Consider the following 25,472-nt stretch of genomic DNA (forward strand, 5'->3'; position numbering starts at 1 on the left):
TCACTCTATAAATTATTTCCACTTTTAATTTAGCACCATTGCTTTATCATTTAAAAGACGATCTAATTCTTCCATATGATTTGTTTCATCTGCAATCATATCTTCTAACTTTACAACTAACTCTGTCATATTTAATTTCACTGCTTGTTCTTTTCGCTTTTCATAACGCTTAATTGTTTCATATTCTGATTGTCTAGCGTATTCTAACATTTCTCTCACATCTTCTGCTTGTTTCACTCGTAAAGGGATTGTAGTAGGTGTACCACCTAACGTCTTAATTTTCTCTGCTAAATATAGGGCATGTCCTTGTTCATCACTAATTTCAGATTCAAAGAAAGGTTTTAACACTTGTCTATATATACCAGAAACTGTAGCTGCATTATGGTTATACATAATAATTGCTGAGTATTCTCCTGCTAAATCTTCATTCAAACCTTCGATTAGTTCTTTCACATCGTGTGACATTTCATATCTCCTCCTATACTTAATAAGTACCCCTTTTCTCATGTTTTAAACATCATTATTTTAAATTTTTTATGTATCTAAAAATGCGGCTTGTTTCAACTTACTTATTGCTTGTCTTTTAATACGAGAAACGTGCATTTGTGAAATACCTAACCGTTCCCCTGTATCTTTTTGATTTAAATTTTCTCCAAATATATAATGAATAACACTCTTTTCTGTCTCATTTAATACGTTAAAAATATCCTTTAAAACGAGACGCCTTTCTGTCTCTTCATATCCTTGCTCTACTTCACCTACAGATTCAATTCTCGCTACCGAACTTCCATCAGATGAATTTTCAACTACATCATCTAAGGAAGATACTCGATAATTATTTTTCGCATCCATAATTTCTAGCACTTCCTCTTCGGATAGTCCTAAATGGTCTGCAATCTCTATAATCTTCGGTGAACGTTGCAGTTGATCTGTTAGCTCCTCTATCGCAAGTTTAATTTTTCCGCCTAGATCTTTAATTCGCCTTGGAACGTGAATGCCCCATGTTTTATCACGCAAATACTTCTTTATTTCCCCTACTATCGTAGGTATTGCAAACGGCTCAAAAGCATTCCCTATCGAATAATCATACCTTCTTATTGCGCCTAAGAGCCCTAACATGCCTACTTGTATAATATCCTCATGCATCGGCCCGCCTTTTGAATAGCGATATGCAATGGAATAGACGAGATTTTTATAATGCTCAACTAACCTTTCCTGCGCTTTATCACATTGGTTTTGTTGGAAGTCTGCAATTAGTTTAATAACGTCTTCTTTAGTAAGATTCGTAGGTTGAGATTGGATTTCCATCATTCTCCACCTGCTCTCTTTGTATATATTTTGTCATTAAAACTGTCATGCCCTCATCATGCATAATTTGTATATCATCCATTAACGTATTGATTAAATATAAACCTAAACCATTTTCCGGCAAATGTTCTACTGGCTTATTAATATCATACGGACCAACTTTCCTTTTTAAGTTATTGAAATCAAAGCTAACCCCATTATCAGCAACCATAATTTCTAATCGATTTTCATATAGCCCAAAGACAATTGCAATTTCTCCAACGTCTTCTTTGTATGCATGTTGTACAATATTTGTACATGCTTCACTAATAGCAATTTTCATATCTTCTATATCGTCATAAGCAAAGCCCATTCGATTCGCAACACCAGCCATTGTTAAACGAATAATAGCCACATATTCTGCCTTTGCAGGAATTTTCATTTCTATCTTTTCAAATCTCTCCATCATCCCTAGTCACCTTCTTTCTACTTTTTCAAAATCGGAATTCAAATTTAATATTTCTGTTAACCCTGTAATATCAAATAATCTTTTTAACCTTTTAGATACACCAATAAACTCTAGTTTTCCATCATTTTTCTTAACTGCTTTTAATAGCGCTATAAAAACACCTAAGCCTGTACTATCCATATACTCTACCTCAGTAAAATCTACTACAATATGAACCTCTTTTTCGCTTGCAATAGGCATGATCTTATTTTTCAAATCTGATGCTGTATATGCATCAATTTCACCATTAAGTTGTACCGTATAACCTACATCATTTTGCAAAATATTTATTCCCAAATTCATCATTTCCGCCCCCTTATCTCAAACTACTACTATGTTAATTACCCATAAAAATTAGTTTTAAACATATTTTTTTATTTTCATTATAAATAAATTTTCCACAGCTTTCTCGGCTTAACACGTAAAAAATACTACCAAATGTTTAAACCTTATAAATTTGTGTATATATAATGTATAAACATTATTTTTAGGGGGATCTATCTATGGAAGAGCACAACTTTAAAAAGGGAGATTTTGTTCAATTTTCTTATCGACACGATCATGCTACAAAATTAGTTGGTTCCATTATTAATATACTAACGAATACAATTGTAGTGGATATAGGTAATAACGAGGACTTATCTCATATAGAACCAAGGCAGGTCGTAAGAATAAATAATTGTAAGAAAGTAACGATGGTTTAATATAAAGTGAAACTTTAAAGAGTGGAGGATTCTTCATCCCCCACTCTTTCCTATATAGATTACATAAAAAAGCATCCAAATTATTTTAATTGGATGCTTTTTTATGTATATTTATCACTCTATTAACCTTATAGCTATATATAAAAAACTTAAGATTACTATTCATGATCATACTTACGCTTTCCGTAGCATTCTAGAGAAGAATGTAACGATTAAAATAAAGACGATTGCACCTAATAACGCTGGAAGAACGAAAATACCTCCCCATTCAGGACCCCAATGACCAAATAACGCACTACCTACCCAAGATCCAATTAAACCAGCAATCACATTACCAACTATACCTAAAGGAAAGTCTTTTCCTGTAATCATTCCAGCTAATGCACCAATAAGTCCACCTACAATACATGTAATAATAAGTCCCATAATTAAGCCTCCCATATTATTTTTATAATGGATTTATCAAGCTTTGGTGTGTAACCAAAGCTTGATAAACATGTATTATTCTTTATTATCCAACCCATCACTTATCTTTTGTTTCACTTTTCCGACTTTTTCTTTTATAGTTCCCTTCGTCTTCTCCCACTTCCCTTCATTTTTCAACTCTCTATCTTCTGTAACTTCACCAATTCCTTCTTTTACTTGTCCCTTTGTCTTTTCAACTTTACCTGTAATTTGTTCTTTTAGTCCGCCACTCATAATTTCCCATCTCCTTTTCGTAATAGATTTATAGGATACAAATTTAAATAGAATACGTGCATCTTCTTTCTTGTAACCATTCACCGACTCTTTCTAAATCCTTAACGAATAACAAGATTTTCCCTTCATCTAGCTTTTCTTCGTAGAAGTTCGCTTCTTCCTCATTAAGCCCTAACTCCTGCATCTTATTTCTTAACTGATCTCCCGTTTTTTGAAAGACATTAATAATGCTTGTCCCAAGCCCCTCCTCTTTTATACCAATTGTATTTACGTCTGCATTGTCTGCGATTCTATCTGTCCTCTCTTTCTCGTGTGTTAATACGTAAATATCTTTTTGGTCTATTCCTTTCTTCACTAGATCATTCGCCGCATTCATGACCTCTTTCTCCGTAATAAATTCATATACAAAAGGTTTACTATACTTCGTTTCCATCTTTAACTTCCTCCTTTAAAATGAATTATTTGTTATATTATATGTAGTACACCCATTTTCGAAATGTTAAACATAAAATTCGAAAAAAGTTATGTGAATTTTCTCTATCCCAAAACTAGTAGAATAAATCCCCTTACAATAACTACCTTAATTAACAGAAAATTGTTATAATTAAACTTAAGGAGGGATACCATGAAAAAAATCATATCTATATGCGCTCTAACCGCTCTATCTTTCACTTTAATAGGATGTACAAGCACCTCGGCTACAGATAAAGCTTCACAAGCTAAGCAAGAACATACACAAACTACCTTTCAATTAAAATCCGCAAATATTACAGACATTGAAATACTTAGCACAATAAATAACAACGTTTCAAAATCTCAAACAGACAACGAAGAAATGATACAATCTATCGTTTCCGCAGTTCAAAAAGGCACGCCTAAAACAATCACTTTAGATCAAAAAAAGCGAGAATCGGCACATTCTACTATTACCGTTACATATAAAGATGACGCAAAAGAAGAATTTCTTGTATGGGTTGATAATAAGGAGAAAATTACGATTGCTAAAGATGAGGAGAAGGATAAGGTTGAAGGTGTGACAGTGAATATTAAAGATGTGAAAATGATGAAGGATTTCTTTTAAAATTTTAATATAATTGATGTTAAAAAAAGTAGGATGTAATCCTACTCTTTTTTAATCTTGTCCAATAAATAAACTTTTATAAAAGCTATTTAAGATCTAATTTTGCTAAATCATGTTGTAAAACATTATTTCCTTCTTGTGGGTTAAATACTATTGCACTAAGACCAAAAACATTCGTAACAACATCTCTATCTTTCGAACGAATGATTCTTACTTCATAAGCAAAAACTCCTGGAGGAAGAGCTGCTGAACGAAAAGTAACACGTCGATTAGGTGCCAATGTTTGTGTTGAAGGGTCTACTAATGGTAACAATACCGGAGAACCCGATGACCAATCAAACATTTCAACAGTTACTGTATGAGTATCATCTGGATCAACATTCATAGCTTCCACAGTAAGAAATAAAGTAGCGGAATGTCTACGTAATACACCCGTTGACAAAGTTTCATTGTGATGTTTATGACATCTTCCAGGAGGATAACCATAGCCATAACTCATATCAATTCCCCCTTTCATTTACAATTAAGGACAAGTATTCCTTATAATATATAATGCTAGTATTATTTTAATGAAAGGTATAAAAGCGGATTTCCATCTGTATTTTTGGATATTTTATTTTCCACTTATCCCCTCTTAATGAATAATATAGATTCTCCTATTTTGCCCTTGAACTCTTTCTAAGAATAAATAAATCTATTTTGAAAAGGACCTGCTCCATTCATTCGTAAAAGCATAAAGTAAATGGAATCCGTTAAAACACATGAGTGAACCTTTGTTTTTCTCCTCCTATTAAAAGGAGGAACTGTTATGGGCTTTGGTGGTAGTTGTGGCGGCTGTGGCTTCGCCGGAGGATTTGCTTTATTAGTTGTATTGTTTATTTTATTAATCATCGTTGGAGCTGCTTGCTTCTGCTAAAAAACTATCGAAAAGACACTCATGTGAGTGTCTTTTCTTCATATGTAAAAAAAGCCCACCTATTTCCGTAGGCAGGCCTTATCTTTATTACACAATAAGAAAGTATACTCTCTTTTCCCTTGAATTTTTATGTAATTATACATATTCATGAAAATAGAAGAAGTAAAATTGTCATTACAATATATTTTCCACTTTCAACTTAGTTATCAATGGATAAACTTTATTTATATATTCATGGGAATCATCCATTGAAAATGTATCTTCTTTAAGTCAAAACTGTCATTTTAAAAAAGAAAAAGACACCCTAAGGTGCCTTCCTCCGACTTGAACCATCTTAATTTTAATAATATGTATTGGACTCCCATCCAATTATTATTTTACCATGTTAAGTTGTTTTTGTTTATTGAGAAATACAATAGTTTATGTATGCCGGTCTTCTGTATTAGATATTTTAGTAATCCATGCAGCGATTAATAAGAGAACAAGCTATTAATTAAAGGTAAAACCACATGCTAAGCCGGTGTAACATACCAATAAAATTTATACTGTATATCTTATATATGACGTAGGAACCAGAAGAAAAAGGAATTAGCACGTAATTATCGTGAAGAAGTAGCCATAGTGGTAGTTCTAGTGAGGTTTTTACTAAATTAAGTTACGTACTTTTTCAAATTATATATACAATGAAATTAACCCGGATATAACAATCAATGGAAGGATTACTGCGAGTTTATTTTTTAGAGGGACACGTTTGCCTGGCACACCGGGGTGGACAACAAATGCAAGTAAAACAATTGCTCCAATAATACCTAAAAGTGTATGAATGACCATCATCCTCCTAAGGAATATTATTATTAATTTTATCACACTCAAATAAAAAAGGATACAAATAACAATTAACCCTAAATACACCATTATGAATTTCAATTATACAGCTTCACCAAACATAAAGTGAAACTATAATCAGCGATGAGTGCCCTTCCCCACTGATTATTAATTGACCCTCTCGAGCATTTACGGGCAAATGAGGGATAACAGTAAAAATAATATAATTAAAAGAGGAGTGAAATTTCACTCCTCTTTTTTACTTGTGGATTTTAACACTCATTAGATCGCTACTAGAATTTTGCTTCTCTAAGCTTATCTCTATTTTAAGATTGTTTTTATTTATATCAAAATTACCTGTGCGTGTATTAGAAGCCACTATATTATCAATCTCTGTACTCAAATCTAAGTTTGGATTTATCATATTGATCCATTTTTTCCCTAACTCTACTAACGCCTTCTTACCTTGACCTCTATCAATTACAAAATTAACGGTAAAGTTACTTTCATTATCGCCTTCTACAGTGAAATTCCCATTAAATTCTGGAATTCCTTCTAATACCGGAGAGAATAACACGACCTCTGAACGTGGACCGCCTATCCCTATATATTTTAGCTCCGCATTATATTTTGCGTTAATTTCAGTAATAAGATTTTGTGCTTCCTTAGATATAGATTTTTTTAATACCGAAGAGCTATCCATCCAACCTTCATGATAATAAATGAGCTCGTCTGCTAAATCTTGTGGGATAGCAGTAGGCTTTGACTCATGCTCTTTTTCCGATTTATTAATTGCATTGTATAAGAATAGTGCATACTGCTCACGAGTCACGAGACTTTGTGGTTCAAACTTATTATCACCTGTGCCCGTTGTAATTTTATTTTCTTGTAATGCACTGATAGCATTTGTTGCCCAGTAATTTTTATCTACATCTTTGAAAGTGGTAGTAGATGTTGCTTTGAAGTTAAAAGCCTTTGTTAATACAACAGCTAATTGTTCACGCGTTAAAACGTTATCTGGACCAAATTTCCCATTACCAAATCCGTTCATAATACCTGCTTTATTAAGAGCTAAAATTTCTTTTTTAAACATATGTTCTTCTATATCTGTGAAAGGGTTTTGTGTATTAAGTTCATCTACTGGCTTCAAGTAAGCATATATTAGTCTAGCTACTTGTCCTCGTGTAATATTATCACCAAAACCAAACATTCCGTTTCCATAACCAGCCACAATATTTTTCTCTTTTAAATCCATAATTGCTTGATAAGACCAGTGATTTTCAGGAACATCTTTAAATCCTAGTGTATTTTCTGCTTGCACATTTGTTAGAGGTGTTAGTGTTGTTGATGCAATAACTGCCCCTGCTAAAATTAATTGTTTAAAATTCATAATTGAATCCCCTTATTCTCAAAATAATATATTAAAAAAATACCGTAAATATTCTTTTTAACATTAACATATAAAGATACTCTTTGCAGGTTAATTATGGAATATTTAAATAAGATTATTCCAGCATATAATGTTTATACAACTAAATTAAAATCATACTAACTTGCTTCCAATACGCACTCATTTCCTTTACCAATTTTTAAAAAATACAATTTATAAATGCAAAAAATCCCCTCAAAGCATCAGCTTTAAGGGGACCCCTCCTATCATCTTCTCTCTTCATACAACCGATTTGCTTTATACGAGCAAAAGAAAAACATACATGTCGCAACGGGGATAAACGTCCAAAAAAGTCCTCTCATCAATGCAAATGGTGTTTCAAATAAGAATGACCATAGAAATGATAAACCTTGCTTATCCCATAGTCCTGGCGTCAAATATAGTTCTTTCGGATTTACAAGTGCTCCTAAATGAATCGTATCATTAAACATAAATAGGAATAATATCGGCAAATAACAGATCGCTAATTCTAAAAATGTTTTAGATAGACGTTTATACTTCCCCGCTCGTGACATTGGATCTGAAAAAATGTCATCTTCACTTTCTTCATTTACCTTTTTAAAATAGTGCGTACCTGACCACCGATTACCAGCTATATGCTCCCATCCACTATCTTCAAATAATGTACAGTAATTAATAAATTCACTTTTTCTACTAAATACTCTATGGTCTATTCTAATCGTCGCATCTTCCGGTTCTGTATATCTAAATGTATAACCAAATGTATTGCTTTCTAGTTGATAACCTTTCCAAGCCATCTCTTCTAACCATTTCTCCTCTTTCTCAAAGTCTAAAAAGAATTTCAATCTCCACATCATTGTTTCCCCCTAACTATACGTGTAATAAACTTTTTGTAACCTCAATAATGTGCTGCATTCTCATAAAGTCTAAATGCAATACTTCTTTCCCGCGTTCCGTAATGACATACACTTTTCTTCGTTTATCTTCACTTTTTACCGATTCTATTAACCCTTGTTTTAATAAATTTTCAACCGCCCCATACAATGTACCCGCTGCGATTTTTACTTGATGATTACTCAGTTCCTCCACCTTTTGCATAATTAAATAACCATGTGCTGGCTCTAATAACGCTAAGAGAACGTAATACGTTGTTTCCGTTAATGGTAAATTCTTATCTCTATTCATAAAGACCTCCAATGTAACGATAAATATATAGCTAAACTATATAGTTCAACTGTATAGTTTGATTTTATACAGTTAGACTGTATATGTCAAATTAAGTTAAAAAAAATAACCTAGATCCCATAGGATCTAGGTTATTTTTTTACATAAATGTAATCGTTACTAAAGAATACCCTTCTTTCGCATTATACGGCTCCGCTTTATAAGAAACACGGTTTGCTCCTTGCGGATAACCAATTTCTCCAATTGCTTTTTTCACATCTTGCAATGCGCCATCCATTGATTGTTTATAAAGGATTTCAATCTTTGGTGACTTTTCATTATAACGTTGCTGCATTTTATTTTTGAATTCATTATAGTTATTTGCAATGTATTCATTTCCTAAATAATTTAACTTTGTATCTTTTAAAATTTGCTGATATGCAGAAGTTTTCGAACCACCTGCCGCAATTTTATTTGTTAATGTACTATAATAATTTGTTGTAGCTTGCGGATATTCCCCACGGTTCCACTCATGATTTCTTGCGATTTGCTCATCTGATAAGTTGAAATAAGAATATGTTACGCGGCCTTGTTCATCTGGCACTGGATCATCAAATGTTGTATCAAGGTGATACCATTTGTTTTCGATTTTCACTAGATTCCAAGCATGAGGTTGTCCATCACCAGTTCCCGTTACGAAATGATTTTCAATTCCAGCTTCTTTTAATAATTGGTAAGTTAATAGTGCGTAACCTTGGCAAACCGCAGAACGATTTACGAGTGCTTCATATGCTGTGTAAGCTTTATAAGACGTATCATAAGAAACATGTTTTACGACATAATCATGAATCGCTTTCACTTTTTCGTGATCATCCATCCCAACTTGTATAATAGAAGAAACAATTGCTTTTGCTTGCTTCATTACATATTCCGTTTGTTCTTTCGTTTCACGGTATGTAATCTTTAACGTAAACGTATAATTTCCAGGTGATCCAGAAAGTCCATATGAAACATTCGATCTATTATAATTCGTATACTCATTTTTACTTGCCACTTCTTTATAGGCATTAAAAAGTGTATTCATCACTTCTTTTGTATTACTATTTTTCGTTTTATACGAAAGTGTAATATTCGTCTCATACGCATTAATACGCTTTTGTACCTCATCTTTGAATGCTGCTAATAATGCCGCATCTCCTGTATCTTGCACCGCAACCGCAGGCTTTTTATATTGCAAAGCATTATATAAAAACTGTGCATACTGTTCACGTGTTACCGTTTTAGAAGGTTCAAATTTTCCGTCGCCTGTACCAGATGCAATCCCGTTTGACTGCACCGCACTAATCGCACCTTCTGCCCAAAAGCCATCCGGAACATCATTAAATGTATGCTTTTGCTTAGCCGAAACTTGAAAAGCGTTTTTAATAATTTGCGCCATTTCTGCACGGCTAACAGAATCTTTCGGTCTAAAACCTCCGTTTCCATCCCCGTTAAAAATCCCTAATTTCGTTAACGTTAAAACCTCTTCTGGAAACAATGTAGACCCTGAGCGAATATCTCGATACGGATTGTTTAAAGTAGATCCATCTTGTAATACGTAACGAGCACCATCATTACTAAACGTACCACCTTGCTTATTCGGTAACAACGCACGATAAATTAAAGCTGCAACTTGCTCTCTCGTCGCAACATCACCGAAACCAAACTTCCCATTTCCATAACCAGAAATAATATTTTTACCCGCTAAATCTTTAATTGCTGGATATGACCAATGCGATGTAGGCACATCGGAAAAAACACCCGTCTCAGCAGCTCTCACATCACTGCCGTTTGTATACAGTAAAGCACCACCAATAAGTGATAATGATGTAATTGATTTTAGTAGTTTTGTGTACATAATTCCTTCTCCCAATATCGTTTCTATTTATGTTATTTTTTGTCGAAAAATCTAAAAGAATATGACAAAACATATTATACTATTAAAATTTTTTGAAGGATATATTAGGTTTTGAAATATGTAAAAATTCATATTGTTATAGAAGTTCATGGTGATATTATGTTGTTTTACTTGAGAAGATATATAACTAGTCACTCGTTATAACTCCCTCATGGTAATCTCTAATTTAGTATTGAAATTCTCTAAATCTCGATGTGTTATATTTTTGTATTTTCTCGGTTTCCCAAGCCGAGAAAACATCATCACTTCTAAAAGGACCCGAACTTCAGCGGGTCCTTTCTTTTATTTGTAACCTTGTTAAACAAGCTTTCATATAATGTAGTCATTCCTTTCTTATAAATTAAGCTCGTCACTTGAATTATAAAAATGGAATTATATCCTATAACATTTTCAGGAATCATCCATATTTTATTTCTGAAAAAGTGCTTTGTTTTGCTGAAAGGTGGTTGCGGAAACAACCGCCTTTTTATTTATGAAACATTCATATTTTACGTTAGGTTAGTCCTTTTTTTGACAGAATGAACATAGTCATTTAACTTGGAAAAATAATATTTGGATGGAGGTCCAATACATATTATTAAAATGAAAATGGTTCAAGTCGCAGGAAGGCGCCTTTGGATGTCTTTTTGTACATATTAAAATCCTCACCATCTTATGAAAACGATAAGCCTTTACAACAAACAATAATTGCAACTATATTATTTTTACATTACATTAAGTTTAAGGAATATTATTTTACTAATAAAGTGCTAGATAGTAGGTGAAAAAATGGAATTTAACGATTTGGGTATTACCATTAAAGAACTTAGAATGAAAAAAAACATATCACAATCCGAATTATGTCATGGAATATGTTCACAAAGTCAAATTAGTAAGATCGAAAAAGGTATGATTTATCCATCTAGTATATTGTTATATCAATTATCAGAAAGACTTGGTATTGATCCAAATAATATATTTGCACTAACTCAAAACAAAAGATTAAAATATGTAGAAAATGTAAAATATGTAATGAAAGATTGCTTAAAGCAAAAACAATATAAAGACCTTTATGAAATAGTAAAAAAAGAGAAAAACTTAAATAATTTTCAAACAAAAGAAGAGAAACAATTTCTAATATGGCACGAAGCAATTGCTATATTTATAGTGGATAGATCAATAAAAACTGCTTTAGATCTTTTAAATAATGCATTAAAACTGACTTTAACTAATTCTGATTTTTTATCCGAAAGAGAAATAGATATTATGCAAACAATGGCTATATTTTATGCGGAAAATAAAAATTTCGAAAAAAGTATTAATATATTAAAAAGATGTTTAACTAATTTTAATAAGTTAGATTTTCCTAGAGATAAAGAAATTAAATTAAAAATCATGTTAAATTTAGCAAAATGTTTAGACTCCATATATCAACATGAAGAGGCAATAAAATACCTTGATAATGGTATAAAATTAGCAATTAATTTAAATACTTTATACCTATTAGGTGAACTATTCTATTTAAAAGGTCAGTTTTTATTAAAGATTAAACAACATAATGTAGAAGATGTTGTTTATAACTGGACAAAAGCACTATTTATATTTGAACTAACAGAAAAAGAATATTATACAAAAACGCTACCAGATGAACTGATTGAAATACAAAATAAAAAACAATCATAATTTCGTAAAAGTTACTTACAAAAGTAACAGGAAGGCACCTTTAGGTGTCTTTTTTTGTGGAGAATCAGTTTAAAAACTAAAAGAACCTCAATAAAGTGAGACTTTAATCAGTGGGGGTTTTGTTCATCCCCCACTGATTATTAGTTGAACCAATCGGGCTTTTACGGGCAGTTGATCCCCCACCTAACTTCTTTGCTTCCACTGAATTTTTAGGTGGGGGTCTTACTGCCCGTTAATGCGGGATAAATGAGGTTCAAAAAATCTACTATTTTAAATTACCTTCGTAAAAAGCAACTCCATTTTGAACATGTTTTAAATACCATGTAATCGTCCCGCCACAAACATTTTCATTAAAACTATTAGCATATACTCCATTTGAGTAATAAAGAGTTCTTTTAAATTTACCATTAGAATACTCATAAGGAATTGAGCATGCTGCTTGCTTCGGAGAGCTCACATCTTTTTGTGTGTCAGCTGAAGCCGCTCCAATTCCTCCTGTTAATGCAATACCAGTTGCTAATAGCCCTACTACTAATTTCTTAAACATAATAAATCCCCCTTTAATAGTTTTTATAACTTACAACTTAAATGTATCACTTTTGTAATTTATGTAAATATCTTGAATATGTAGAAATATTTATTTAATTTTTGGTAATATTAGGATTTTATTTTATCAAATGAAAAATAGAGGAATTTAGAGAAGTATGTAACAATGCATAATAAATCAACCAGATATTATGATATACTCACAAAGAACTGATACAAAATTTCTTTAGATTGGAAAACTAAAGTCTTATCTACCTAAAAGGAAGGCGCCTAATGGCGTCTTTTCTTTATTTTCAAAAGGACCTGCTCAATTCATTCTTTAAAACATAAGGTAAAGTGAACCCGTTAAAATCCATGGAATGAACCCTAGTTTTACCCTTTTATCTAAAGGAGGCACTATTGTTATGGGATATGGTGGTAGTTGCGGAGAAGGCTGCGGTTTCGCTGGAGGATTTGCTTTATTAGTTGTATTATTTATTCTATTAATCATTATCGGATGCAGCTGTTTCTGCTAAAAAACTATTAGAAAGAGGTTGTCCCAAAAGCAGTTGAATAACTACTTTTGGGCAACCTCTTTTTTATTGTTTCTTATAAGTAAATTATTTGTATTCCTGTCTATATAATTTAAACGAATAAATAGCTCCAACGAAGAATACAAAAGCTTCAAACAATATAAAGATTTGACGGAAATTCTCGATATCTTTACCAACTAAAGAAATAAATATAGCATTCATTAGAATTTGAGTAGTAAACATACGAGAAGTAATTTTTAAATAAATAGCATTTGTTCTTTCATCTGGTTTACCAATTTTTTTGTAAATAATAATAAGTGCAATTACTGAACCAAAAAATAGAAGGGCTGTAAGTCCTACAACAATATTGAAATTCCCTGTACTTTCTAACATCCATTTATTTAATAAATCAATCATTATTATCTTCCTTTCCTACATAAGAGAATATTTCGTTCTTCTTCACTATAATAAAAAAAGAAAAAGGAAAACATCGAACTTTCTTACAAACATTCTTGTATTCTTACAGTTTTGTCATTTTGTAAATGTATTCATCGCCTTGCCTTTCAATATTTTCTTTGGAAAACATAGTGAATTACGAGAAAGAGCGCTACAAGATCAACTTCCAAGAAGTAGTACACGAAACCTCTTAATTAATGAAATTAGTATGTGGAATACTGTTTATTTAAGTGAAGCAATAAAAGCTTTGAAGAAAAAAGAACATTTCGTTAGTGCTACCCCACATCCATTAACTTAAGGTTTCGGACTATTTTTTAAATTGAATAGTTTCATCCATTAAGAAGATAAAGGAATGAGAAATACGATGAAGAATTAGAATAGATAATGTAAAAAATGGAAAGAGGAGAAAAGATGAATCTAAAATTAATAGATGTAACAGAAGAAAATTTCTTTGAAATTATTAATTTAAAATCAGATAAACTTCAAGAAAAACACATTCAAATATATGAAAGATGGGTTGGTTCAAATGCTTTCTTTCTTGCAGCTTGCCAAACGTTTGGGTTTACTCCGAAAGCTATATATGATAATGATGTTTTAATAGGTTTTGCTTCGTATGGGTTTAGAAATGAAACGAAGCAATATGAGTTAATTAGTATGATGCTTGGCCATCAATATCAAGGGATAGGGTATGGGGTTCCTGTTTTAAAAGCAGTAATAGATAGTATGGTTCAGACGTACAAATGCGAAGAAATATTCTTATCGGTTATTCACGATAATGAACGCGCAAAGCGGATTTATGAAAAAGTGGGTTTTAGGCCAACAGGAGAGATTGAAGAAGGACACCATCCAGAATTAGTTTACTGTTTAAAATTAAAAAACTATGTAAATGTATAAAATTATATATACCTATAGTTCTGTACGAATCATTTCATTTTCTGATTTTTGCTCCATATTCTTTAACATATGAAGCAAAAAAATCTTGAAACACCCATTGCATCTAAAAATTAACCAAGATGTATATATCTCTTATAACGTAAACATCAAGTAACTCCAAAATATACACTGAAAAATCTCTGTAGAAATCTACATATGTCAAATATAACAGAAAGAATATTCAGTCTATTATCTCAACGCGCTGAATAAGTACATTATTGTATGTTAAAAATTTAGCTTAAGGTGGGATTGTATATGACTGAAGATAAAAGACTGAAAAAGCCCGTGGTAAGTTTTATATTACTAACCAACATTATTTTTTGGCCACTTTTTCTGCTTGTAGGAATTACAAAATTATTACATGTTCCAACTTGGATTTTTGATGTAATGCTCTGCATATCAGCTTGGTCTTCCACTTTTGCTTTTATATTTCTATTTAAAAGAATTTATCCTGGACAGAGTTTTATTCAATTCGTAAAAGATAGATTTAAAAATAAACTTAATTACTCTATCGTTCTTACTGTAAGTATCATTCAAATAATTATATTTTTGACGATGTTGTTTCTCATTTCAACTAACAGTGAAGCAAACTCTATTTTTAATAGAACTACATGGGGCGCATTACTTTATTATGTTGTTAAAACTATTGTATCCGGACCACTAGGAGAAGAATTAGGGTGGCGGGGTTTTGCATTAATGGAGCTTCAGAAAAAATACTCACCATTAAAATCTTCAATCATTATTGGTTTTTGGTGGGGAATTTGGCATCTGCCTATATGGTTTACTACAGGTTTTACAGGCAGTAATTTAATCAAATATATTTTGTTTTTTATGATTGCAATTATATCTACTACAATTATTATGACAACATTTTATAATTTAAATCAAAATTTAATTATTCCAATGATCATCCACTTTTTCTTTAACTTATTTATTGGCATAATCAATGGACAATTAATTGAATTAATTATGTATACTGCAATTTTTTATTCCATAGTTGCGATTTTACTTATAATTATAAATCCAAAGAAAGTTTTATATGGGAATAAAATTAAAAAATTTGTTAATAGAGAACATGATTTAATTTAGTAATAGTTTCTACAATTTTTTATGGTTTTTAAGCAATATGATACCTTCTTAACACCAAGTGTACAAGTAAGAGAAGACATCTTAATCAATGTCTTCTTTTCTTATATAATAACAACACAATAAAATTACTATCATATCAAGCTGCAGGATGGCACCTTGATATGATAGTAAAGAATACATCATCACGTTGTCAGCAGGCAAAAGTGTATTCTGCATTTCTGAAAACAGTAGATGACAAATTGTGACCCGCTGAATCTGCTAAGAAAGAATATACAAGAACATCCTTAACATCAGCTTTATTTCCACTAATAATAACATCAAGAAAATCTTCTATTTGGAATTCTGGAGTAAACAACACAATCTTAGTTGTTCTGTTCGGTTCTAAAGAAACAAAAGTACGAGAGATTTCAACTAATTCATTTTGAGTTGGGAAAGAAGTGTTTGGACTTCTCTTAACAGTTACCGTTACATTACTAGTATGGCAGCGTGAATCATTGTTTAACATAATGTTGAGAGCAGTTGGAATAATCCCATTTTCAGAAACTGGAACTCGAAACACTCCAGTAGATTTATGAGCCATATCATCACATCCTTTCAAAATAAAATATATTTACAATATATTAGATGCAAAAGACGTTCATTTTGATAGGGACAAATTATGTAATTAATATATTTATAATAACCCTCGGTATTACTAAGCCAATGATGAAAAAGATTAACAAGTATCGTAAAAAATACGGCCTCCTATTACTTCTTTTAAAATTCTTATCTCAGTATTTATAAAATACATATCTTTGTGGAGATAACATCTAATGAAATTATATATATCAACTACAAAAATCCCCTCCACAGTAAACAACTTACCATGAAAGGGATTCTTTCAAACTAACATTATTCCTATTTCAAACTACCCGCAATCTCCGTAAAGATAACCCCAAGTGCATGTGCACCTGCATCTGGATATCCTAAACTTCTTTCACCAACTGTACCAGCGCGGCCCATGCGAGCTACGATTTCTTTCGTATACTCTGCTCCTTTGACCGCTGCTTCTGCACCTTTTTCAAAGGCAGTTTTCATGTCTTCTTCGCTTGAAGCGCTAGCTAACCAAGAGTCTACACATGGAGCAAGTGCATCAACAAGTGTTTTGTCACCAACTACTGCTCCTCTTCCGAATGATCTTTCACCGATAGATTGTATGCCTTGCAGTGCTGCTTGCAACATTTCAGCGAATTCTTTCACTGTTAGCTCACGTTTTTCGCCTGCTGCTTTACTAGCTGCGCGGAATGCACCGCCCCAAATTGGGCCAGACGCGCCGCCGCAATGTTCCATAATAATCATCGAACAACCGTCAAGGAATGATCCAATCGTTACGTTTTCTTGTTCTACAATCGAATGCCACTCACGTTTTAATTGCTTAAATCCTTTTGCCACACTCATTCCGAAGTCTCCGTCACCAGCATGCGTGTCTAGCTCACAGAACGGTACTTCATTTTTAATAATAATATCGCTCATTTTATCAACGAGATAAATCATGTTGTTTAATGTAATGACATTATCTTTAATAACAGCGTGCTCTTCTGCCGTTTCTAGTTCAAAGGAAACTTCCTTCTCTTCTGTCTCTTCAAGCACATTCACGTACTCTACACTTTCAACTGGACCGTCTACTTTAAACGCTGGTGTATTACACTCTTTTGATAGTAATGTTTTTAGCTCATCATCTAATTTCATTACCGTTAAAGACATACCTGCCATATCGATACTCGTCATATAGTTGCCGACGAATACTCTATTAATTTTAATATTTCTAGCAGCTAATTCTCTCGTCACTGCGTTGTTAAATAGGTAAAGTTCTTGCAGTGGTGTTCCGCCAAAACCGTTAACTAAAAGTGCGATTTCCTCGCCGGCTTTTACTCCTAAATCTTTCATTAAATCATTTGTCATACGGTTCGCTAATTCATCAGCTGACAACATTTTTTCACGTTTAATTCCTGGTTCGCCGTGAATACCTACGCCGTATTCCATCTCATCTTCCGCAAGTGTGAAAGTTGGTGATCCGCTCGCTGGAACTGTACAAGACGTTAACGCTAAACCGATTGTGCGCACGTTAGCAGCTGCTTTTTCTGCGACAGCTTTCACCGCTCCTAAATCCATACCTGCTTCCGCTGCTGCACCGGCAATTTTATGGACTAAAATAACGCCCGCAACACCGCGGCGTCCTACTGTGTACAGGCTATCTTCTACCGCGATATCATCGTCCACTTTTACGTAGTCGACTTCAATTCCATCTTCAGTTGCTAAATGCGCACCGTTTTTGAAATTCATAATATCGCCGCTGTAATTTTTAATAATTAATAACGTACCTTTTTTACTAGCTGTTTCTTTAATTGCTTGATATACCTGAATTTGTGAAGGCGAAGCAAACACATCTCCGCACACTGCCGCATCTAACATTCCTTTTCCGACTAACCCTGCATGTGCCGGCTCATGACCACTACCGCCGCCACTAATTAACGTTACTTTATTTTCGTTCATTTCTTTCTTCTTAATGACTTTATATTTTTTCAAAAGTTCAAGCTCTGGATGAGCCATAACCATTCCGTTACACATTTCCATTACTAATGTTTCTGGTTTGTTTATAATCTTTTTCATTGTGCTTCTCCCTCAATTCCTTTAATATATTGTGATATATTTGAAATCTTCTTCTTACTATCCATGTTAAAATGAAAGCGTTTTATAGTAAACGGACAAAATGGACAATCTGTCTAAAGACACCGCTCTCATTTATGGGTAGGATTTTCATATTACTAACATTCTAGGGATGATTCAGATGACCTCTTCTATAATTTCTAAAAAGATAATCGCGAACTCATTGAAACATTTAATGGAAACAGAGTCTTTTCATAAAATATCAGTGAGCGATATTATGTTACACTGTCAAATGCGTAGGCAAACTTTTTATTATCATTTTAAAGATAAATTTGAACTATTAAGCTGGATTTATAGAGAAGAAACGAAAGAGAACATTATCGACTTTCTCGACTATGAAACGTGGGAAAACATTTTCGATTTATTATTTGATTACTTTTATGAAAATCAAAAATTTTACCGAAATGCTTTTAAAGTCATTGAACAAAACTCGTTTAATCACTATTTATTTGAGCATACGAAAAACTTATATATGAAGATTATTGATGAACTATCTGTAAGCTGTGGATTCAGCCTTTCTGATGAGACAAAAAATACGATTGCCTCCTTTTATAGTCACGGCTTCGTTGGAACGATAAAAGATTGGATTGAAAGCAAGTGCGAAGTAGATCCTTCCATTATGTCTTCTCTCATGAAAAATATGATAAACAATCAATTACTACTATTACTGGAGCAATCAGCAAAGTAATTAAAGGGTGGCAAAAGCAATGAAAAAGATTATGAATGATGTACAAAATATCGTTCAAGATATGCTGCATGGCTTTTATTTTGAACATAACGACAAAGTAAATTATGACGAAACAAATAACATCATTTATGTAAAAGATATCGGAAAAATGAAGCAAGACGTCGCTATTATAAGCGGCGGTGGTAGCGGACATGAACCTGCTGATATTGGTTATGTAGGGAAAGGTATGCTTACAGCGGCAGTAAACGGCAGTATTTTCACTCCGCCTACAGTGGAACAAATTATTGCCGCAACTCGCCTCATGCCAAAAGATAAGAGTATTTTATTCATCATCAAAAACTTTAAAGATGATGTAGCTAACTTTTTAGAGGCTGAAAAAATTGCCAAAGAAGAAGGAAGAAAAATTGACCATATCATCGTAAATGACGACGTTTCAATTGAAGATGATGCTTCTTTTAATAAAAGAAGACGCGGCGTCGCTGGCACTGTTTTCGTTCAAAAAATACTTGGTGCGGCTGCCCTTGAAGGACATTCTTTAGAAGAACTAACAGCACTTGGCCGTTCTATCACTGAAAACTTACACACATTAGGAGTCGCTCTTTCACCTGCCAATAATCCAGTGAAAGGAAAAGCTTCTTTCAGGTTAAACGACGATGAAGTCTTTTATGGCGTCGGTATCCACGGTGAAAAAGGTTACCGTAAAGAAGCGCTATCCTCTTCTGAAATATTAGCGATTGAACTGATGAACAAATTAAAAAGCATTTATCGCTGGAGAAAAGGTGACAACTTCGCTATTCTCATTAATGGATTAGGTGCAACCCCATTAATGGAACAATACATTTTTGCAAATGACATTCGTCGTTTATGTGAACTGGAAGGATTACATGTGAAGTTCGTAAAGGTTGGTACGCTACTCACTTCTTTAGATATGAAAGGTGTTTCACTTAGTTTGCTTAAGGTAGATGAGTTGGATTGGGTGAAGTGGTTGAAGGAAAGTACGGAAACTGCTAGTTGGTAATACAAATAGGATGGTTTCAATTGGCCATCCTATTTTTGTACGTAATTCAGCTATTTAAAAATTTTCGTCCTCAATATTACAGCAAATTTACATTAAAAATGTAAATCCTCATTTCCTTCGTATTTTCCTTTATTAAGCCTTTTTCTTATGAATAATTCTGCGACAATTAAATTGGGTACCCATGCTAACCAAGCAATAATAGCGTAACTAAGTTCAAAATGTTCTATCCCAAATAGAACGATAAACAAAGGTAGCCAAATTCTTAATGTAACTGCCGCAAAGGTTAAAGCATAATTTCTAATCATCCAATTCCGATGCTCTTTAATTTTTTTATTTTTAACTCTATGTAATGCTTGATATGCTGATGTTAACCAAAATACGGATAACAAACCGAAACCTAGCTTCGCTACCAATCCTCCCGTAGCATAAAAGGATAGGTATAGTCCAGAAACACCTCCTAATAATATACCAACCATATAGATTCTCCCAACTATTCGATGACGGTTGATATTCCTTTCTCTAAATTTAGTGGATAATGTAAAAGGACCAATTACTAATGCTACTATACTAGTTATAATATGTATAAATAACATCATATACCAAAACTCACTTAATTTAGATCCATACATAAGCTTCGCTTTTACAAGCCCTGTTTGAAATCCATCCATAATAAAATATTGGACAACAATATAACTAGATACTAAAAGAGCAAAACAAGTAAATACAAACCAAATTTTCCTGTTCAAATTTCACTGCCTCCTTATTACATGAAGGAATTAGATTATACATTACTGTTCATTCTAGGGAAAAATAGAAAAGCCTTCTTTACTGATTTATTCAACACATTGTTTTTATAAACCGAATGACTTACATGCAGCGACGAATAAAATATATGATACAAGGCCCTTCTTCATACATAAAAACCCTCTGTCGTTCTATACTTGAGGGTTTTTTCATTTATTCTCTCTCGTCTCTCATTTTCTTAAATCAATAATTAGCTCATCTGTAATCTGCTCAAGATGGAAAAATCTCTTTATATAATCGATATGTGACCATTTTTCTTCTCCACCAATAATAAATAATTCTTGCGCATCGTACATAAATGAAAAGCTTGGATAGAAACTGTCAGCCTTTATTTCAATCTCACCAATACGATTACTGATAATCTTACAGTCTACCGAATAGCTTAATAACGTATAGAGAGAATCTTGTGCTGATTGGAAGAAATACTTCATAAGTGTGGTTATATCATCACTATTGGTAATGCACACTTTAAAAAAGTTCGTATCATTTTTCTTATTAGTAAAAACTAGCTCAAAATGAAGTTTATTCTCTTCTAAAAATCCTTCAATAAAGTCTCTACATAAATAAGTTTCAAATAGCATATACATAGGAAATTTGTTATGTGTACCCATAAATCCTTTAATGATTTCTTCGAATCCTGTATGCTGATTCCAATTCGTTCCCACTCCTATCATAATAGGGTGATTTAAATAAATAGGATAGGAAAAACTTTTAAAATAAAAAGTGGGGTAAATATAAAATTCCCCTTAAATTTTCACCTTGTACCTAGGTAAAAGAGCCTAGCAATCACATAATACAATTCCACACAAAATAAAATTCTGATTATCTATTTTAAAGGGGATAAAGAAACTTGGAGCTAATTTTTATTCATGAATAGACAAAATTCTTCTAATAACAAAGATGATTCCTCAAATAAAATTGCTGCTTTTATTGCAACGCTAGGAGCTCTATTAGTAAGTGTAGAAGTTTTATCTAATTTTTTGGTTAATGATAATAGCAGTAACAAATTTAATAGTTATATTTTATCTTCAAATTAGTGTTTTTAGTTTAGTAACAACAATCCTTTTTGTAATCTTTTACTTTATATACAAAAAGTTATTTGCACATTCTAAATTTGTAGAAACCTTTTCAAAATATAATATGATTATTACAATAGTTTCTTTATTAATTTTAAATATGCTATACATATATCAAAAAATGTTTAACGGTGCATTAATTACTCCTGTGGTAATAATTATTACATGGTTAATTTACAATTTTATGTTTAAAAAAATAAAAAATAAGAAGAACTAGTTTTATAGAGCAGACTCAAAATGGAGTACTTACTTTCATTGTTTTATTTTGGGAGAATTTTATTGATTTTATTGTAAGTGTTAATAATCCGCCTCAAATATATCTTTCCATGCTTGAGGCGGATATTAATTTCTAATTAAAGTGTACTAATCTATTCCTTCTCATCCCTCATACTATAATACCCCAAATTAACAATAACCAAGAAATACCCACCCATAATTCCAGCAGCAAATGTCCACATGTACTCACGGTGTTCAATTTCATACATAATAATTGCGCCGAGTATGGCGGCTGCAAACCGATTCATCATGCCAAGCATCGGTGCTTTTTCTTTTTTTACGATGCTATTTCCAAACTTTTCGATACGCCTTCCTAAAATCCAGGCGCAGTACATACTAACTATAAGGCCAATGCTTATCCCTACAAACTGTGCTCGAAAAGGTGTCATCAGCCATCCCAGTAACATCACGCCTAGCAAACAATATATTTGTATGTTAAATGATCTTAATGCCATACGAATCATGTTATGCTCCTTACCTTTCCTATTACTCCCATCTTTCGGACTTCAAGCTTTCCGATATATCTTTTTTAAAATGAGGGAATTTAATTTTGCTCACCATTAAATAAGCAAGTACGCATGTGCCAAATGCTACGGAAACTGGTTTATTTAAGAGACATAAAATGAGGAGACACATTGCCGCAAATGGAATGGGCATGCCGATAAATGTCGGAAGTTTGCTTTGCTGCGTGTTAAATCTCGCAAGCCGAAGCATTCCGCAAATACTGTAAGCAAGCGCACATATCATCCCAATAGACTGCAAATCTTTTAACGCGACACTATAGGCGAGAATAGACGGTGCCACGCCAAAGGTAACTAAATCCGCAAATGAGTCTAACTCTCCGCCAATTTCCGAAACAGCATCCAGTTTCCGAGCCACCATACCATCAAACAAATCAAATACCATACCTGTAATAATGAACATGACTGCACCATACATATCTTGAAAGAAAACAGAATAAATGGCCAATATCCCACAAATAAAATTCGCTATCGTCATCATATTTGGTATGTAACTCATCACACGCTTCTCCTCCTTTCTACTCATTACCTCATTCAAGTTCTTACTCATTACAATCAAGATCCTTCTGTTTTTCTTCCAATATCACCTTATTTATTTTCTTTAACGTATCCGTCATTTGTTCTAAAGCATTTATATCGATTTTAGAAAAATACTTCTCAATTAATACATCATCTAACTTAGACAACTGCTCCATATACTTACTACCGTTCGGACCAAGTGTAAGGAAATACTCCCTTTTATTATTAGGATTTACTTGTTTTGAAATCATCTTCTGCTTTTCCAATTTCGATAAAACTTGGCTCACAGCGCTTTTCGATATATTAAAAGTAGTCGCGATGTGATTCGCTGTCGTGTTTTCATTTAAATTAATATGAAATAGCATACTCTCTTGCTGTCCAGTAAGACCATACTCGTCCTTTAAATCTTGAAATAGTAAAATGTAAAATTCAGTGTAGGCTCGGTTCATTTCATTAATTATTTCTTTATACGTTCTAGTCATAGCACTCTTCCTCCATGCTGTTATTTCGGTTTTATCCAAATAGTTAAGTTCACTTAACTTAACTATATTATACCGTTATGTTTGTGTAAAGGGAATAGCGCTCTGTATTTTATTCGCAATGAAAAAAGAAGACATCAATTAAGATGTCTCCTTCTCCTACTTAAGACTCCAAACTCTTACCATTCGTCGCAATTACTTCCTTATACCAATCGAAGCTTTTCTTCTTCGATCTTTTTAATGAACCTTTTCCTTCATTATCTTTATCAACATATATATATCCGTAACGTTTTTTCATTTCTCCAGTAGAAGCACTTACAAGGTCAATCGGGCCCCAACTTGTGTATCCGATAATATCTACTCCATCTTGGATGGCTTCGGACATTTCAATCATATGCTTCTCTAGATAATCAATACGGTATTCATCATTCACTTCATCTTCACCATTTAATTGATCGATTGCACCGAGACCATTTTCAACAACAAATAACGGTTTTTGATAGCGATCGTAAAGTTGGTTCGCTGTAATACGGAAGCCTTTCGGATCAATCGTCCATCCCCACTCTGATTTTTCAAGATATGGATTTTCAACAGAACCGAATACATTTCCGCTCGTTATGCTTTTTAACACTTCTGGATCTGTACTTGTTGCTCGGCTTGCATAGTAGCTAAAGCCAATATAATCAACCGTATGCTCTTTTAAAATTTCCTCGTCTTCTTTTTCCATTTCAATTGTTACATTATTATCTGTAAAGAAGCGTTTTGCGTATCCAGGATAGGCTCCTCTTGCTTGTACATCAATGAAGAAGAATGATTCACGGTCTTGTTCCATCGCGCGTTGAACGTCGTCTGGATTACATGTGTACGGATACGTCGCACCAGCAGCAAGCATACAACCGATTTTTGCATCTGGAATAATTTCATGACACGCTTTTACAGCTAACGCACTTGCGACAAGTTGGTGATGCGCTGCTTGATACTGAATTTGTTTTTTATTATCACCTTCTTTAAACGCTAATCCTGCTCCCATGAAAGGTAAATGTAAAAGCATATTAATTTCGTTAAATGTCATCCAATATTTCACTTTATCTTTATATCTATTAAAAATCGTTTTTGCGTACGTCTCAAAGAAAGTGACAAGCTCTCTACTTCTCCAGCTTCCATACTTTTCTACTAAATGAACAGGTACATCAAAGTGAGCCATCGTAACGACTGGTTCAATGTCATGCTTTAACAGTTCATCAAACAAATTATCATAAAACTGTAACCCTGCCTCATTTGGCTTTTCATCATCACCATTTGGGAAAATACGTGTCCAAGCAATCGATACGCGTAACGCTTTAAATCCCATCTCTGCAAACAACGCAATATCTTCTTTATAACGATGGTAAAAATCAATCGCTTCATGTGACGGGTAAAACTCTCCTTCTACCGGTGTAAAGGAATGAATATTTCCTTTCATAATATCCCAACGTTTCTCACCAGTTGGTAATAGATCAACCGTCGTTAATCCTTTTCCATCTTCTACATATGCGCCTTCAACTTGATTGGCTGCAGTTGCTCCACCCCATAAAAATCCTTTTGGAAAATTAACTTTAGACATATAGAAAAACTCCTTTATATAAGAATGAACGA

The 25,472-nt window shown here is 33.0% G+C and carries 31 protein-coding genes and 3 pseudogenes; 11 read left to right on the forward strand and 23 right to left on the reverse strand.

What is annotated here, in order from left to right:
• Positions 1 to 24: 24 nt before the first annotated feature.
• The 4 genes from ACTFRS_RS19220 to rsbV form a co-directional block, all read right to left on the reverse strand.
• Positions 25 to 465 (reverse strand): ferritin-like domain-containing protein, encoded by a 441-nt coding sequence (locus ACTFRS_RS19220; protein ID WP_242294291.1) that lies wholly within the window; start codon positions 463 to 465, stop codon positions 25 to 27.
• A gap of 69 nt (positions 466 to 534) precedes the next feature.
• On the reverse strand, positions 535 to 1,311 hold the full coding sequence (gene sigB / locus ACTFRS_RS19225) for an RNA polymerase sigma factor SigB (protein ID WP_139868888.1): 777 nt from the start codon (positions 1,309 to 1,311) through the stop codon (positions 535 to 537).
• Entirely contained in the window at positions 1,274 to 1,756 is a 483-nt protein-coding gene (gene rsbW / locus ACTFRS_RS19230; protein ID WP_139868890.1) for an anti-sigma B factor RsbW, read from the reverse strand. The genes sigB and rsbW overlap by 38 nt, the downstream gene beginning before the upstream one ends.
• Positions 1,757 to 1,762: 6 nt before the next feature.
• Positions 1,763 to 2,101 carry an anti sigma b factor antagonist RsbV gene (rsbV, locus tag ACTFRS_RS19235; protein ID WP_002020655.1) on the reverse strand — a complete coding sequence of 113 codons (339 nt, stop codon included), beginning with the start codon at positions 2,099 to 2,101 and terminating at the stop codon, positions 1,763 to 1,765.
• A 197-nt stretch (positions 2,102 to 2,298) separates the two neighbouring features.
• Here rsbV and ACTFRS_RS19240 point away from each other — a divergent pair, with 197 nt between their 5' ends.
• Positions 2,299 to 2,499, forward strand: a complete 201-nt coding sequence (locus ACTFRS_RS19240) for a hypothetical protein (RefSeq protein WP_000390995.1) — start codon at positions 2,299 to 2,301, stop codon at positions 2,497 to 2,499.
• A 174-nt stretch (positions 2,500 to 2,673) separates the two neighbouring features.
• Here ACTFRS_RS19240 and ACTFRS_RS19245 read toward each other — a convergent pair whose 3' ends face one another.
• The 3 genes from ACTFRS_RS19245 to ACTFRS_RS19255 form a co-directional block, all read right to left on the reverse strand.
• Positions 2,674 to 2,925: a GlsB/YeaQ/YmgE family stress response membrane protein gene (locus ACTFRS_RS19245; protein ID WP_000522903.1), complete on the reverse strand. Its 252-nt coding sequence runs from the start codon at positions 2,923 to 2,925 to the stop codon at positions 2,674 to 2,676.
• Positions 2,926 to 3,000: 75 nt separating this feature from the next.
• On the reverse strand, positions 3,001 to 3,201 hold the full coding sequence (locus ACTFRS_RS19250) for a CsbD family protein (RefSeq protein ID WP_431085289.1): 201 nt from the start codon (positions 3,199 to 3,201) through the stop codon (positions 3,001 to 3,003).
• Positions 3,202 to 3,241: 40 nt separating this feature from the next.
• Positions 3,242 to 3,631 carry a general stress protein gene (locus ACTFRS_RS19255; RefSeq protein WP_000448809.1) on the reverse strand — a complete coding sequence of 130 codons (390 nt, stop codon included), beginning with the start codon at positions 3,629 to 3,631 and terminating at the stop codon, positions 3,242 to 3,244.
• A gap of 192 nt (positions 3,632 to 3,823) precedes the next feature.
• Here ACTFRS_RS19255 and ACTFRS_RS19260 point away from each other — a divergent pair, with 192 nt between their 5' ends.
• Positions 3,824 to 4,279, forward strand: coding sequence for a hypothetical protein (locus ACTFRS_RS19260; protein WP_242294292.1), 456 nt, complete (start codon positions 3,824 to 3,826; stop codon positions 4,277 to 4,279).
• 85 nt (positions 4,280 to 4,364) lie between these two features.
• Here ACTFRS_RS19260 and ACTFRS_RS19265 read toward each other — a convergent pair whose 3' ends face one another.
• Complete coding sequence (locus ACTFRS_RS19265; RefSeq protein WP_242294293.1) at positions 4,365 to 4,778, reverse strand: BtaA family protein; 414 nt, start codon at positions 4,776 to 4,778, stop codon at positions 4,365 to 4,367.
• Positions 4,779 to 5,087: 309 nt separating this feature from the next.
• On the opposite strand from ACTFRS_RS19265, the gene ACTFRS_RS19270 reads away from it, so the two are divergent.
• The gene (locus tag ACTFRS_RS19270) at positions 5,088 to 5,195 is read left to right on the forward strand and encodes a YjcZ family sporulation protein (protein ID WP_000505670.1); all 108 of its coding nucleotides are present in this window, start codon (positions 5,088 to 5,090) and stop codon (positions 5,193 to 5,195) included.
• Between the two features lie 672 nt (positions 5,196 to 5,867).
• On the opposite strand, the gene ACTFRS_RS19275 is transcribed toward ACTFRS_RS19270, so the two are convergent.
• The 5 genes from ACTFRS_RS19275 to ACTFRS_RS19295 form a co-directional block, all read right to left on the reverse strand.
• Entirely contained in the window at positions 5,868 to 6,029 is a 162-nt protein-coding gene (locus ACTFRS_RS19275) for a hypothetical protein (RefSeq protein ID WP_431085250.1), read from the reverse strand.
• 250 nt (positions 6,030 to 6,279) lie between these two features.
• The gene (locus tag ACTFRS_RS19280) at positions 6,280 to 7,410 is read right to left on the reverse strand and encodes an S-layer homology domain-containing protein (protein WP_048551426.1); all 1,131 of its coding nucleotides are present in this window, start codon (positions 7,408 to 7,410) and stop codon (positions 6,280 to 6,282) included.
• Positions 7,411 to 7,676: 266 nt separating this feature from the next.
• Positions 7,677 to 8,288 (reverse strand): DUF2812 domain-containing protein, encoded by a 612-nt coding sequence (locus ACTFRS_RS19285; protein WP_242294295.1) that lies wholly within the window; start codon positions 8,286 to 8,288, stop codon positions 7,677 to 7,679.
• A gap of 13 nt (positions 8,289 to 8,301) precedes the next feature.
• The gene (locus ACTFRS_RS19290) at positions 8,302 to 8,616 is read right to left on the reverse strand and encodes a PadR family transcriptional regulator (protein ID WP_001078066.1); all 315 of its coding nucleotides are present in this window, start codon (positions 8,614 to 8,616) and stop codon (positions 8,302 to 8,304) included.
• A 139-nt stretch (positions 8,617 to 8,755) separates the two neighbouring features.
• Positions 8,756 to 10,492: an S-layer homology domain-containing protein gene (locus tag ACTFRS_RS19295; protein ID WP_431085251.1), complete on the reverse strand. Its 1,737-nt coding sequence runs from the start codon at positions 10,490 to 10,492 to the stop codon at positions 8,756 to 8,758.
• A gap of 828 nt (positions 10,493 to 11,320) precedes the next feature.
• On the opposite strand from ACTFRS_RS19295, the gene ACTFRS_RS19300 reads away from it, so the two are divergent.
• Positions 11,321 to 12,214, forward strand: a complete 894-nt coding sequence (locus ACTFRS_RS19300) for a helix-turn-helix domain-containing protein (RefSeq protein WP_431085252.1) — start codon at positions 11,321 to 11,323, stop codon at positions 12,212 to 12,214.
• Between the two features lie 265 nt (positions 12,215 to 12,479).
• Here ACTFRS_RS19300 and ACTFRS_RS19305 read toward each other — a convergent pair whose 3' ends face one another.
• A complete protein-coding gene (locus tag ACTFRS_RS19305) occupies positions 12,480 to 12,761 on the reverse strand; it encodes an LCI fold-containing protein (protein WP_000473839.1) in 282 nt (93 codons plus the stop codon).
• A 403-nt stretch (positions 12,762 to 13,164) separates the two neighbouring features.
• Between ACTFRS_RS19305 and ACTFRS_RS19310 the strand changes: the two genes are divergently transcribed.
• Positions 13,165 to 13,275: a YjcZ family sporulation protein gene (locus ACTFRS_RS19310; protein WP_000540371.1), complete on the forward strand. Its 111-nt coding sequence runs from the start codon at positions 13,165 to 13,167 to the stop codon at positions 13,273 to 13,275.
• A gap of 84 nt (positions 13,276 to 13,359) precedes the next feature.
• On the opposite strand, the gene ACTFRS_RS19315 is transcribed toward ACTFRS_RS19310, so the two are convergent.
• Positions 13,360 to 13,689: a 6-aminohexanoate hydrolase gene (locus ACTFRS_RS19315; RefSeq protein WP_139868902.1), complete on the reverse strand. Its 330-nt coding sequence runs from the start codon at positions 13,687 to 13,689 to the stop codon at positions 13,360 to 13,362.
• A gap of 136 nt (positions 13,690 to 13,825) precedes the next feature.
• Here ACTFRS_RS19315 and ACTFRS_RS19320 point away from each other — a divergent pair.
• The 3 genes and pseudogenes from ACTFRS_RS19320 to ACTFRS_RS19330 all read left to right on the forward strand — a co-directional run.
• Positions 13,826 to 13,996, forward strand: a pseudogene (locus tag ACTFRS_RS19320) (Tn3 family transposase); the annotation flags it as partial.
• A gap of 143 nt (positions 13,997 to 14,139) precedes the next feature.
• Positions 14,140 to 14,622 carry a GNAT family N-acetyltransferase gene (locus ACTFRS_RS19325; RefSeq protein ID WP_001049722.1) on the forward strand — a complete coding sequence of 161 codons (483 nt, stop codon included), beginning with the start codon at positions 14,140 to 14,142 and terminating at the stop codon, positions 14,620 to 14,622.
• 294 nt (positions 14,623 to 14,916) lie between these two features.
• Positions 14,917 to 15,750, forward strand: coding sequence for a lysostaphin resistance A-like protein (locus tag ACTFRS_RS19330; protein ID WP_431085253.1), 834 nt, complete (start codon positions 14,917 to 14,919; stop codon positions 15,748 to 15,750).
• A 190-nt stretch (positions 15,751 to 15,940) separates the two neighbouring features.
• On the opposite strand, the gene ACTFRS_RS19335 is transcribed toward ACTFRS_RS19330, so the two are convergent.
• A complete protein-coding gene (locus tag ACTFRS_RS19335; RefSeq protein WP_139868905.1) occupies positions 15,941 to 16,330 on the reverse strand; it encodes a hypothetical protein in 390 nt (129 codons plus the stop codon).
• Between the two features lie 317 nt (positions 16,331 to 16,647).
• Positions 16,648 to 18,399, reverse strand: coding sequence for a dihydroxyacetone kinase subunit DhaK (gene dhaK / locus ACTFRS_RS19340; RefSeq protein WP_139868906.1), 1,752 nt, complete (start codon positions 18,397 to 18,399; stop codon positions 16,648 to 16,650).
• A 178-nt stretch (positions 18,400 to 18,577) separates the two neighbouring features.
• Here dhaK and dhaS point away from each other — a divergent pair, with 178 nt between their 5' ends.
• Both dhaS and dhaQ read left to right on the forward strand, forming a co-directional pair.
• On the forward strand, positions 18,578 to 19,144 hold the full coding sequence (gene dhaS / locus ACTFRS_RS19345) for a dihydroxyacetone kinase transcriptional activator DhaS (protein WP_000204205.1): 567 nt from the start codon (positions 18,578 to 18,580) through the stop codon (positions 19,142 to 19,144).
• A 19-nt stretch (positions 19,145 to 19,163) separates the two neighbouring features.
• Positions 19,164 to 20,162, forward strand: coding sequence for a DhaKLM operon coactivator DhaQ (gene dhaQ / locus ACTFRS_RS19350; protein WP_440023397.1), 999 nt, complete (start codon positions 19,164 to 19,166; stop codon positions 20,160 to 20,162).
• A gap of 92 nt (positions 20,163 to 20,254) precedes the next feature.
• Here dhaQ and ACTFRS_RS19355 read toward each other — a convergent pair whose 3' ends face one another.
• Entirely contained in the window at positions 20,255 to 20,908 is a 654-nt protein-coding gene (locus tag ACTFRS_RS19355) for a DUF2306 domain-containing protein (protein WP_440023396.1), read from the reverse strand.
• 228 nt (positions 20,909 to 21,136) lie between these two features.
• Positions 21,137 to 21,667: pseudogene (locus ACTFRS_RS19360) on the reverse strand (hypothetical protein); the annotation flags it as partial.
• A 168-nt stretch (positions 21,668 to 21,835) separates the two neighbouring features.
• Here ACTFRS_RS19360 and ACTFRS_RS19365 point away from each other — a divergent pair.
• Positions 21,836 to 22,259: pseudogene (locus tag ACTFRS_RS19365) on the forward strand (hypothetical protein).
• Positions 22,260 to 22,410: 151 nt separating this feature from the next.
• On the opposite strand, the gene ACTFRS_RS19370 reads toward ACTFRS_RS19365, so the two are convergent.
• The 4 genes from ACTFRS_RS19370 to ACTFRS_RS19385 form a co-directional block, all read right to left on the reverse strand.
• A complete protein-coding gene (locus ACTFRS_RS19370; RefSeq protein WP_074615227.1) occupies positions 22,411 to 22,782 on the reverse strand; it encodes an ATP synthase subunit I in 372 nt (123 codons plus the stop codon).
• Between the two features lie 22 nt (positions 22,783 to 22,804).
• Positions 22,805 to 23,389 (reverse strand): CDP-diacylglycerol--serine O-phosphatidyltransferase, encoded by a 585-nt coding sequence (gene pssA, locus ACTFRS_RS19375; RefSeq protein WP_000042045.1) that lies wholly within the window; start codon positions 23,387 to 23,389, stop codon positions 22,805 to 22,807.
• Positions 23,382 to 23,840: a MarR family winged helix-turn-helix transcriptional regulator gene (locus ACTFRS_RS19380; protein ID WP_000198938.1), complete on the reverse strand. Its 459-nt coding sequence runs from the start codon at positions 23,838 to 23,840 to the stop codon at positions 23,382 to 23,384. Before ACTFRS_RS19380 ends, pssA begins: the two co-directional genes overlap by 8 nt.
• 160 nt (positions 23,841 to 24,000) lie before the next feature.
• Positions 24,001 to 25,440 (reverse strand): 6-phospho-beta-glucosidase, encoded by a 1,440-nt coding sequence (locus ACTFRS_RS19385; RefSeq protein WP_139868911.1) that lies wholly within the window; start codon positions 25,438 to 25,440, stop codon positions 24,001 to 24,003.
• Positions 25,441 to 25,472: the final 32 nt, after the last annotated feature.

Source organism: Bacillus cereus group sp. MYBK139-1, assembly GCF_051916915.1.
Lineage (GTDB): Bacteria > Bacillota > Bacilli > Bacillales > Bacillaceae_G > Bacillus_A > Bacillus_A pacificus.

Bases quoted from the DNA above. Each gene is read 5' to 3' on its own strand.
- ACTFRS_RS19220 (WP_242294291.1), bottom strand. From the start codon at position 465: ATGTCACACGATGTGAAAGAACTAATCGAAGGTTTGAATGAAGATTTA.
- sigB (WP_139868888.1), bottom strand. From the start codon at position 1,311: ATGATGGAAATCCAATCTCAACCTACGAATCTTACTAAAGAAGACGTT.
- rsbW (WP_139868890.1), bottom strand. From the start codon at position 1,756: ATGATGGAGAGATTTGAAAAGATAGAAATGAAAATTCCTGCAAAGGCA.
- rsbV (WP_002020655.1), bottom strand. From the start codon at position 2,101: ATGATGAATTTGGGAATAAATATTTTGCAAAATGATGTAGGTTATACG.
- ACTFRS_RS19240 (WP_000390995.1), top strand. From the start codon at position 2,299: ATGGAAGAGCACAACTTTAAAAAGGGAGATTTTGTTCAATTTTCTTAT.
- ACTFRS_RS19245 (WP_000522903.1), bottom strand. From the start codon at position 2,925: ATGGGACTTATTATTACATGTATTGTAGGTGGACTTATTGGTGCATTA.
- ACTFRS_RS19255 (WP_000448809.1), bottom strand. From the start codon at position 3,631: ATGGAAACGAAGTATAGTAAACCTTTTGTATATGAATTTATTACGGAG.
- ACTFRS_RS19260 (WP_242294292.1), top strand. From the start codon at position 3,824: ATGAAAAAAATCATATCTATATGCGCTCTAACCGCTCTATCTTTCACT.
- ACTFRS_RS19265 (WP_242294293.1), bottom strand. From the start codon at position 4,778: ATGAGTTATGGCTATGGTTATCCTCCTGGAAGATGTCATAAACATCAC.
- ACTFRS_RS19270 (WP_000505670.1), top strand. From the start codon at position 5,088: ATGGGCTTTGGTGGTAGTTGTGGCGGCTGTGGCTTCGCCGGAGGATTT.
- ACTFRS_RS19275 (WP_431085250.1), bottom strand. From the start codon at position 6,029: ATGATGGTCATTCATACACTTTTAGGTATTATTGGAGCAATTGTTTTA.
- ACTFRS_RS19280 (WP_048551426.1), bottom strand. From the start codon at position 7,410: ATGAATTTTAAACAATTAATTTTAGCAGGGGCAGTTATTGCATCAACA.
- ACTFRS_RS19285 (WP_242294295.1), bottom strand. From the start codon at position 8,288: ATGATGTGGAGATTGAAATTCTTTTTAGACTTTGAGAAAGAGGAGAAA.
- ACTFRS_RS19290 (WP_001078066.1), bottom strand. From the start codon at position 8,616: ATGAATAGAGATAAGAATTTACCATTAACGGAAACAACGTATTACGTT.
- ACTFRS_RS19295 (WP_431085251.1), bottom strand. From the start codon at position 10,492: ATGTACACAAAACTACTAAAATCAATTACATCATTATCACTTATTGGT.
- ACTFRS_RS19300 (WP_431085252.1), top strand. From the start codon at position 11,321: ATGGAATTTAACGATTTGGGTATTACCATTAAAGAACTTAGAATGAAA.
- ACTFRS_RS19305 (WP_000473839.1), bottom strand. From the start codon at position 12,761: ATGTTTAAGAAATTAGTAGTAGGGCTATTAGCAACTGGTATTGCATTA.
- ACTFRS_RS19310 (WP_000540371.1), top strand. From the start codon at position 13,165: ATGGGATATGGTGGTAGTTGCGGAGAAGGCTGCGGTTTCGCTGGAGGA.
- ACTFRS_RS19315 (WP_139868902.1), bottom strand. From the start codon at position 13,689: ATGATTGATTTATTAAATAAATGGATGTTAGAAAGTACAGGGAATTTC.
- ACTFRS_RS19325 (WP_001049722.1), top strand. From the start codon at position 14,140: ATGAATCTAAAATTAATAGATGTAACAGAAGAAAATTTCTTTGAAATT.
- ACTFRS_RS19330 (WP_431085253.1), top strand. From the start codon at position 14,917: ATGACTGAAGATAAAAGACTGAAAAAGCCCGTGGTAAGTTTTATATTA.
- ACTFRS_RS19335 (WP_139868905.1), bottom strand. From the start codon at position 16,330: ATGGCTCATAAATCTACTGGAGTGTTTCGAGTTCCAGTTTCTGAAAAT.
- dhaK (WP_139868906.1), bottom strand. From the start codon at position 18,399: ATGAAAAAGATTATAAACAAACCAGAAACATTAGTAATGGAAATGTGT.
- dhaS (WP_000204205.1), top strand. From the start codon at position 18,578: ATGACCTCTTCTATAATTTCTAAAAAGATAATCGCGAACTCATTGAAA.
- dhaQ (WP_440023397.1), top strand. From the start codon at position 19,164: ATGAAAAAGATTATGAATGATGTACAAAATATCGTTCAAGATATGCTG.
- ACTFRS_RS19370 (WP_074615227.1), bottom strand. From the start codon at position 22,782: ATGATTCGTATGGCATTAAGATCATTTAACATACAAATATATTGTTTG.
- pssA (WP_000042045.1), bottom strand. From the start codon at position 23,389: ATGAGTAAGAACTTGAATGAGGTAATGAGTAGAAAGGAGGAGAAGCGT.
- ACTFRS_RS19380 (WP_000198938.1), bottom strand. From the start codon at position 23,840: ATGACTAGAACGTATAAAGAAATAATTAATGAAATGAACCGAGCCTAC.
- ACTFRS_RS19385 (WP_139868911.1), bottom strand. From the start codon at position 25,440: ATGTCTAAAGTTAATTTTCCAAAAGGATTTTTATGGGGTGGAGCAACT.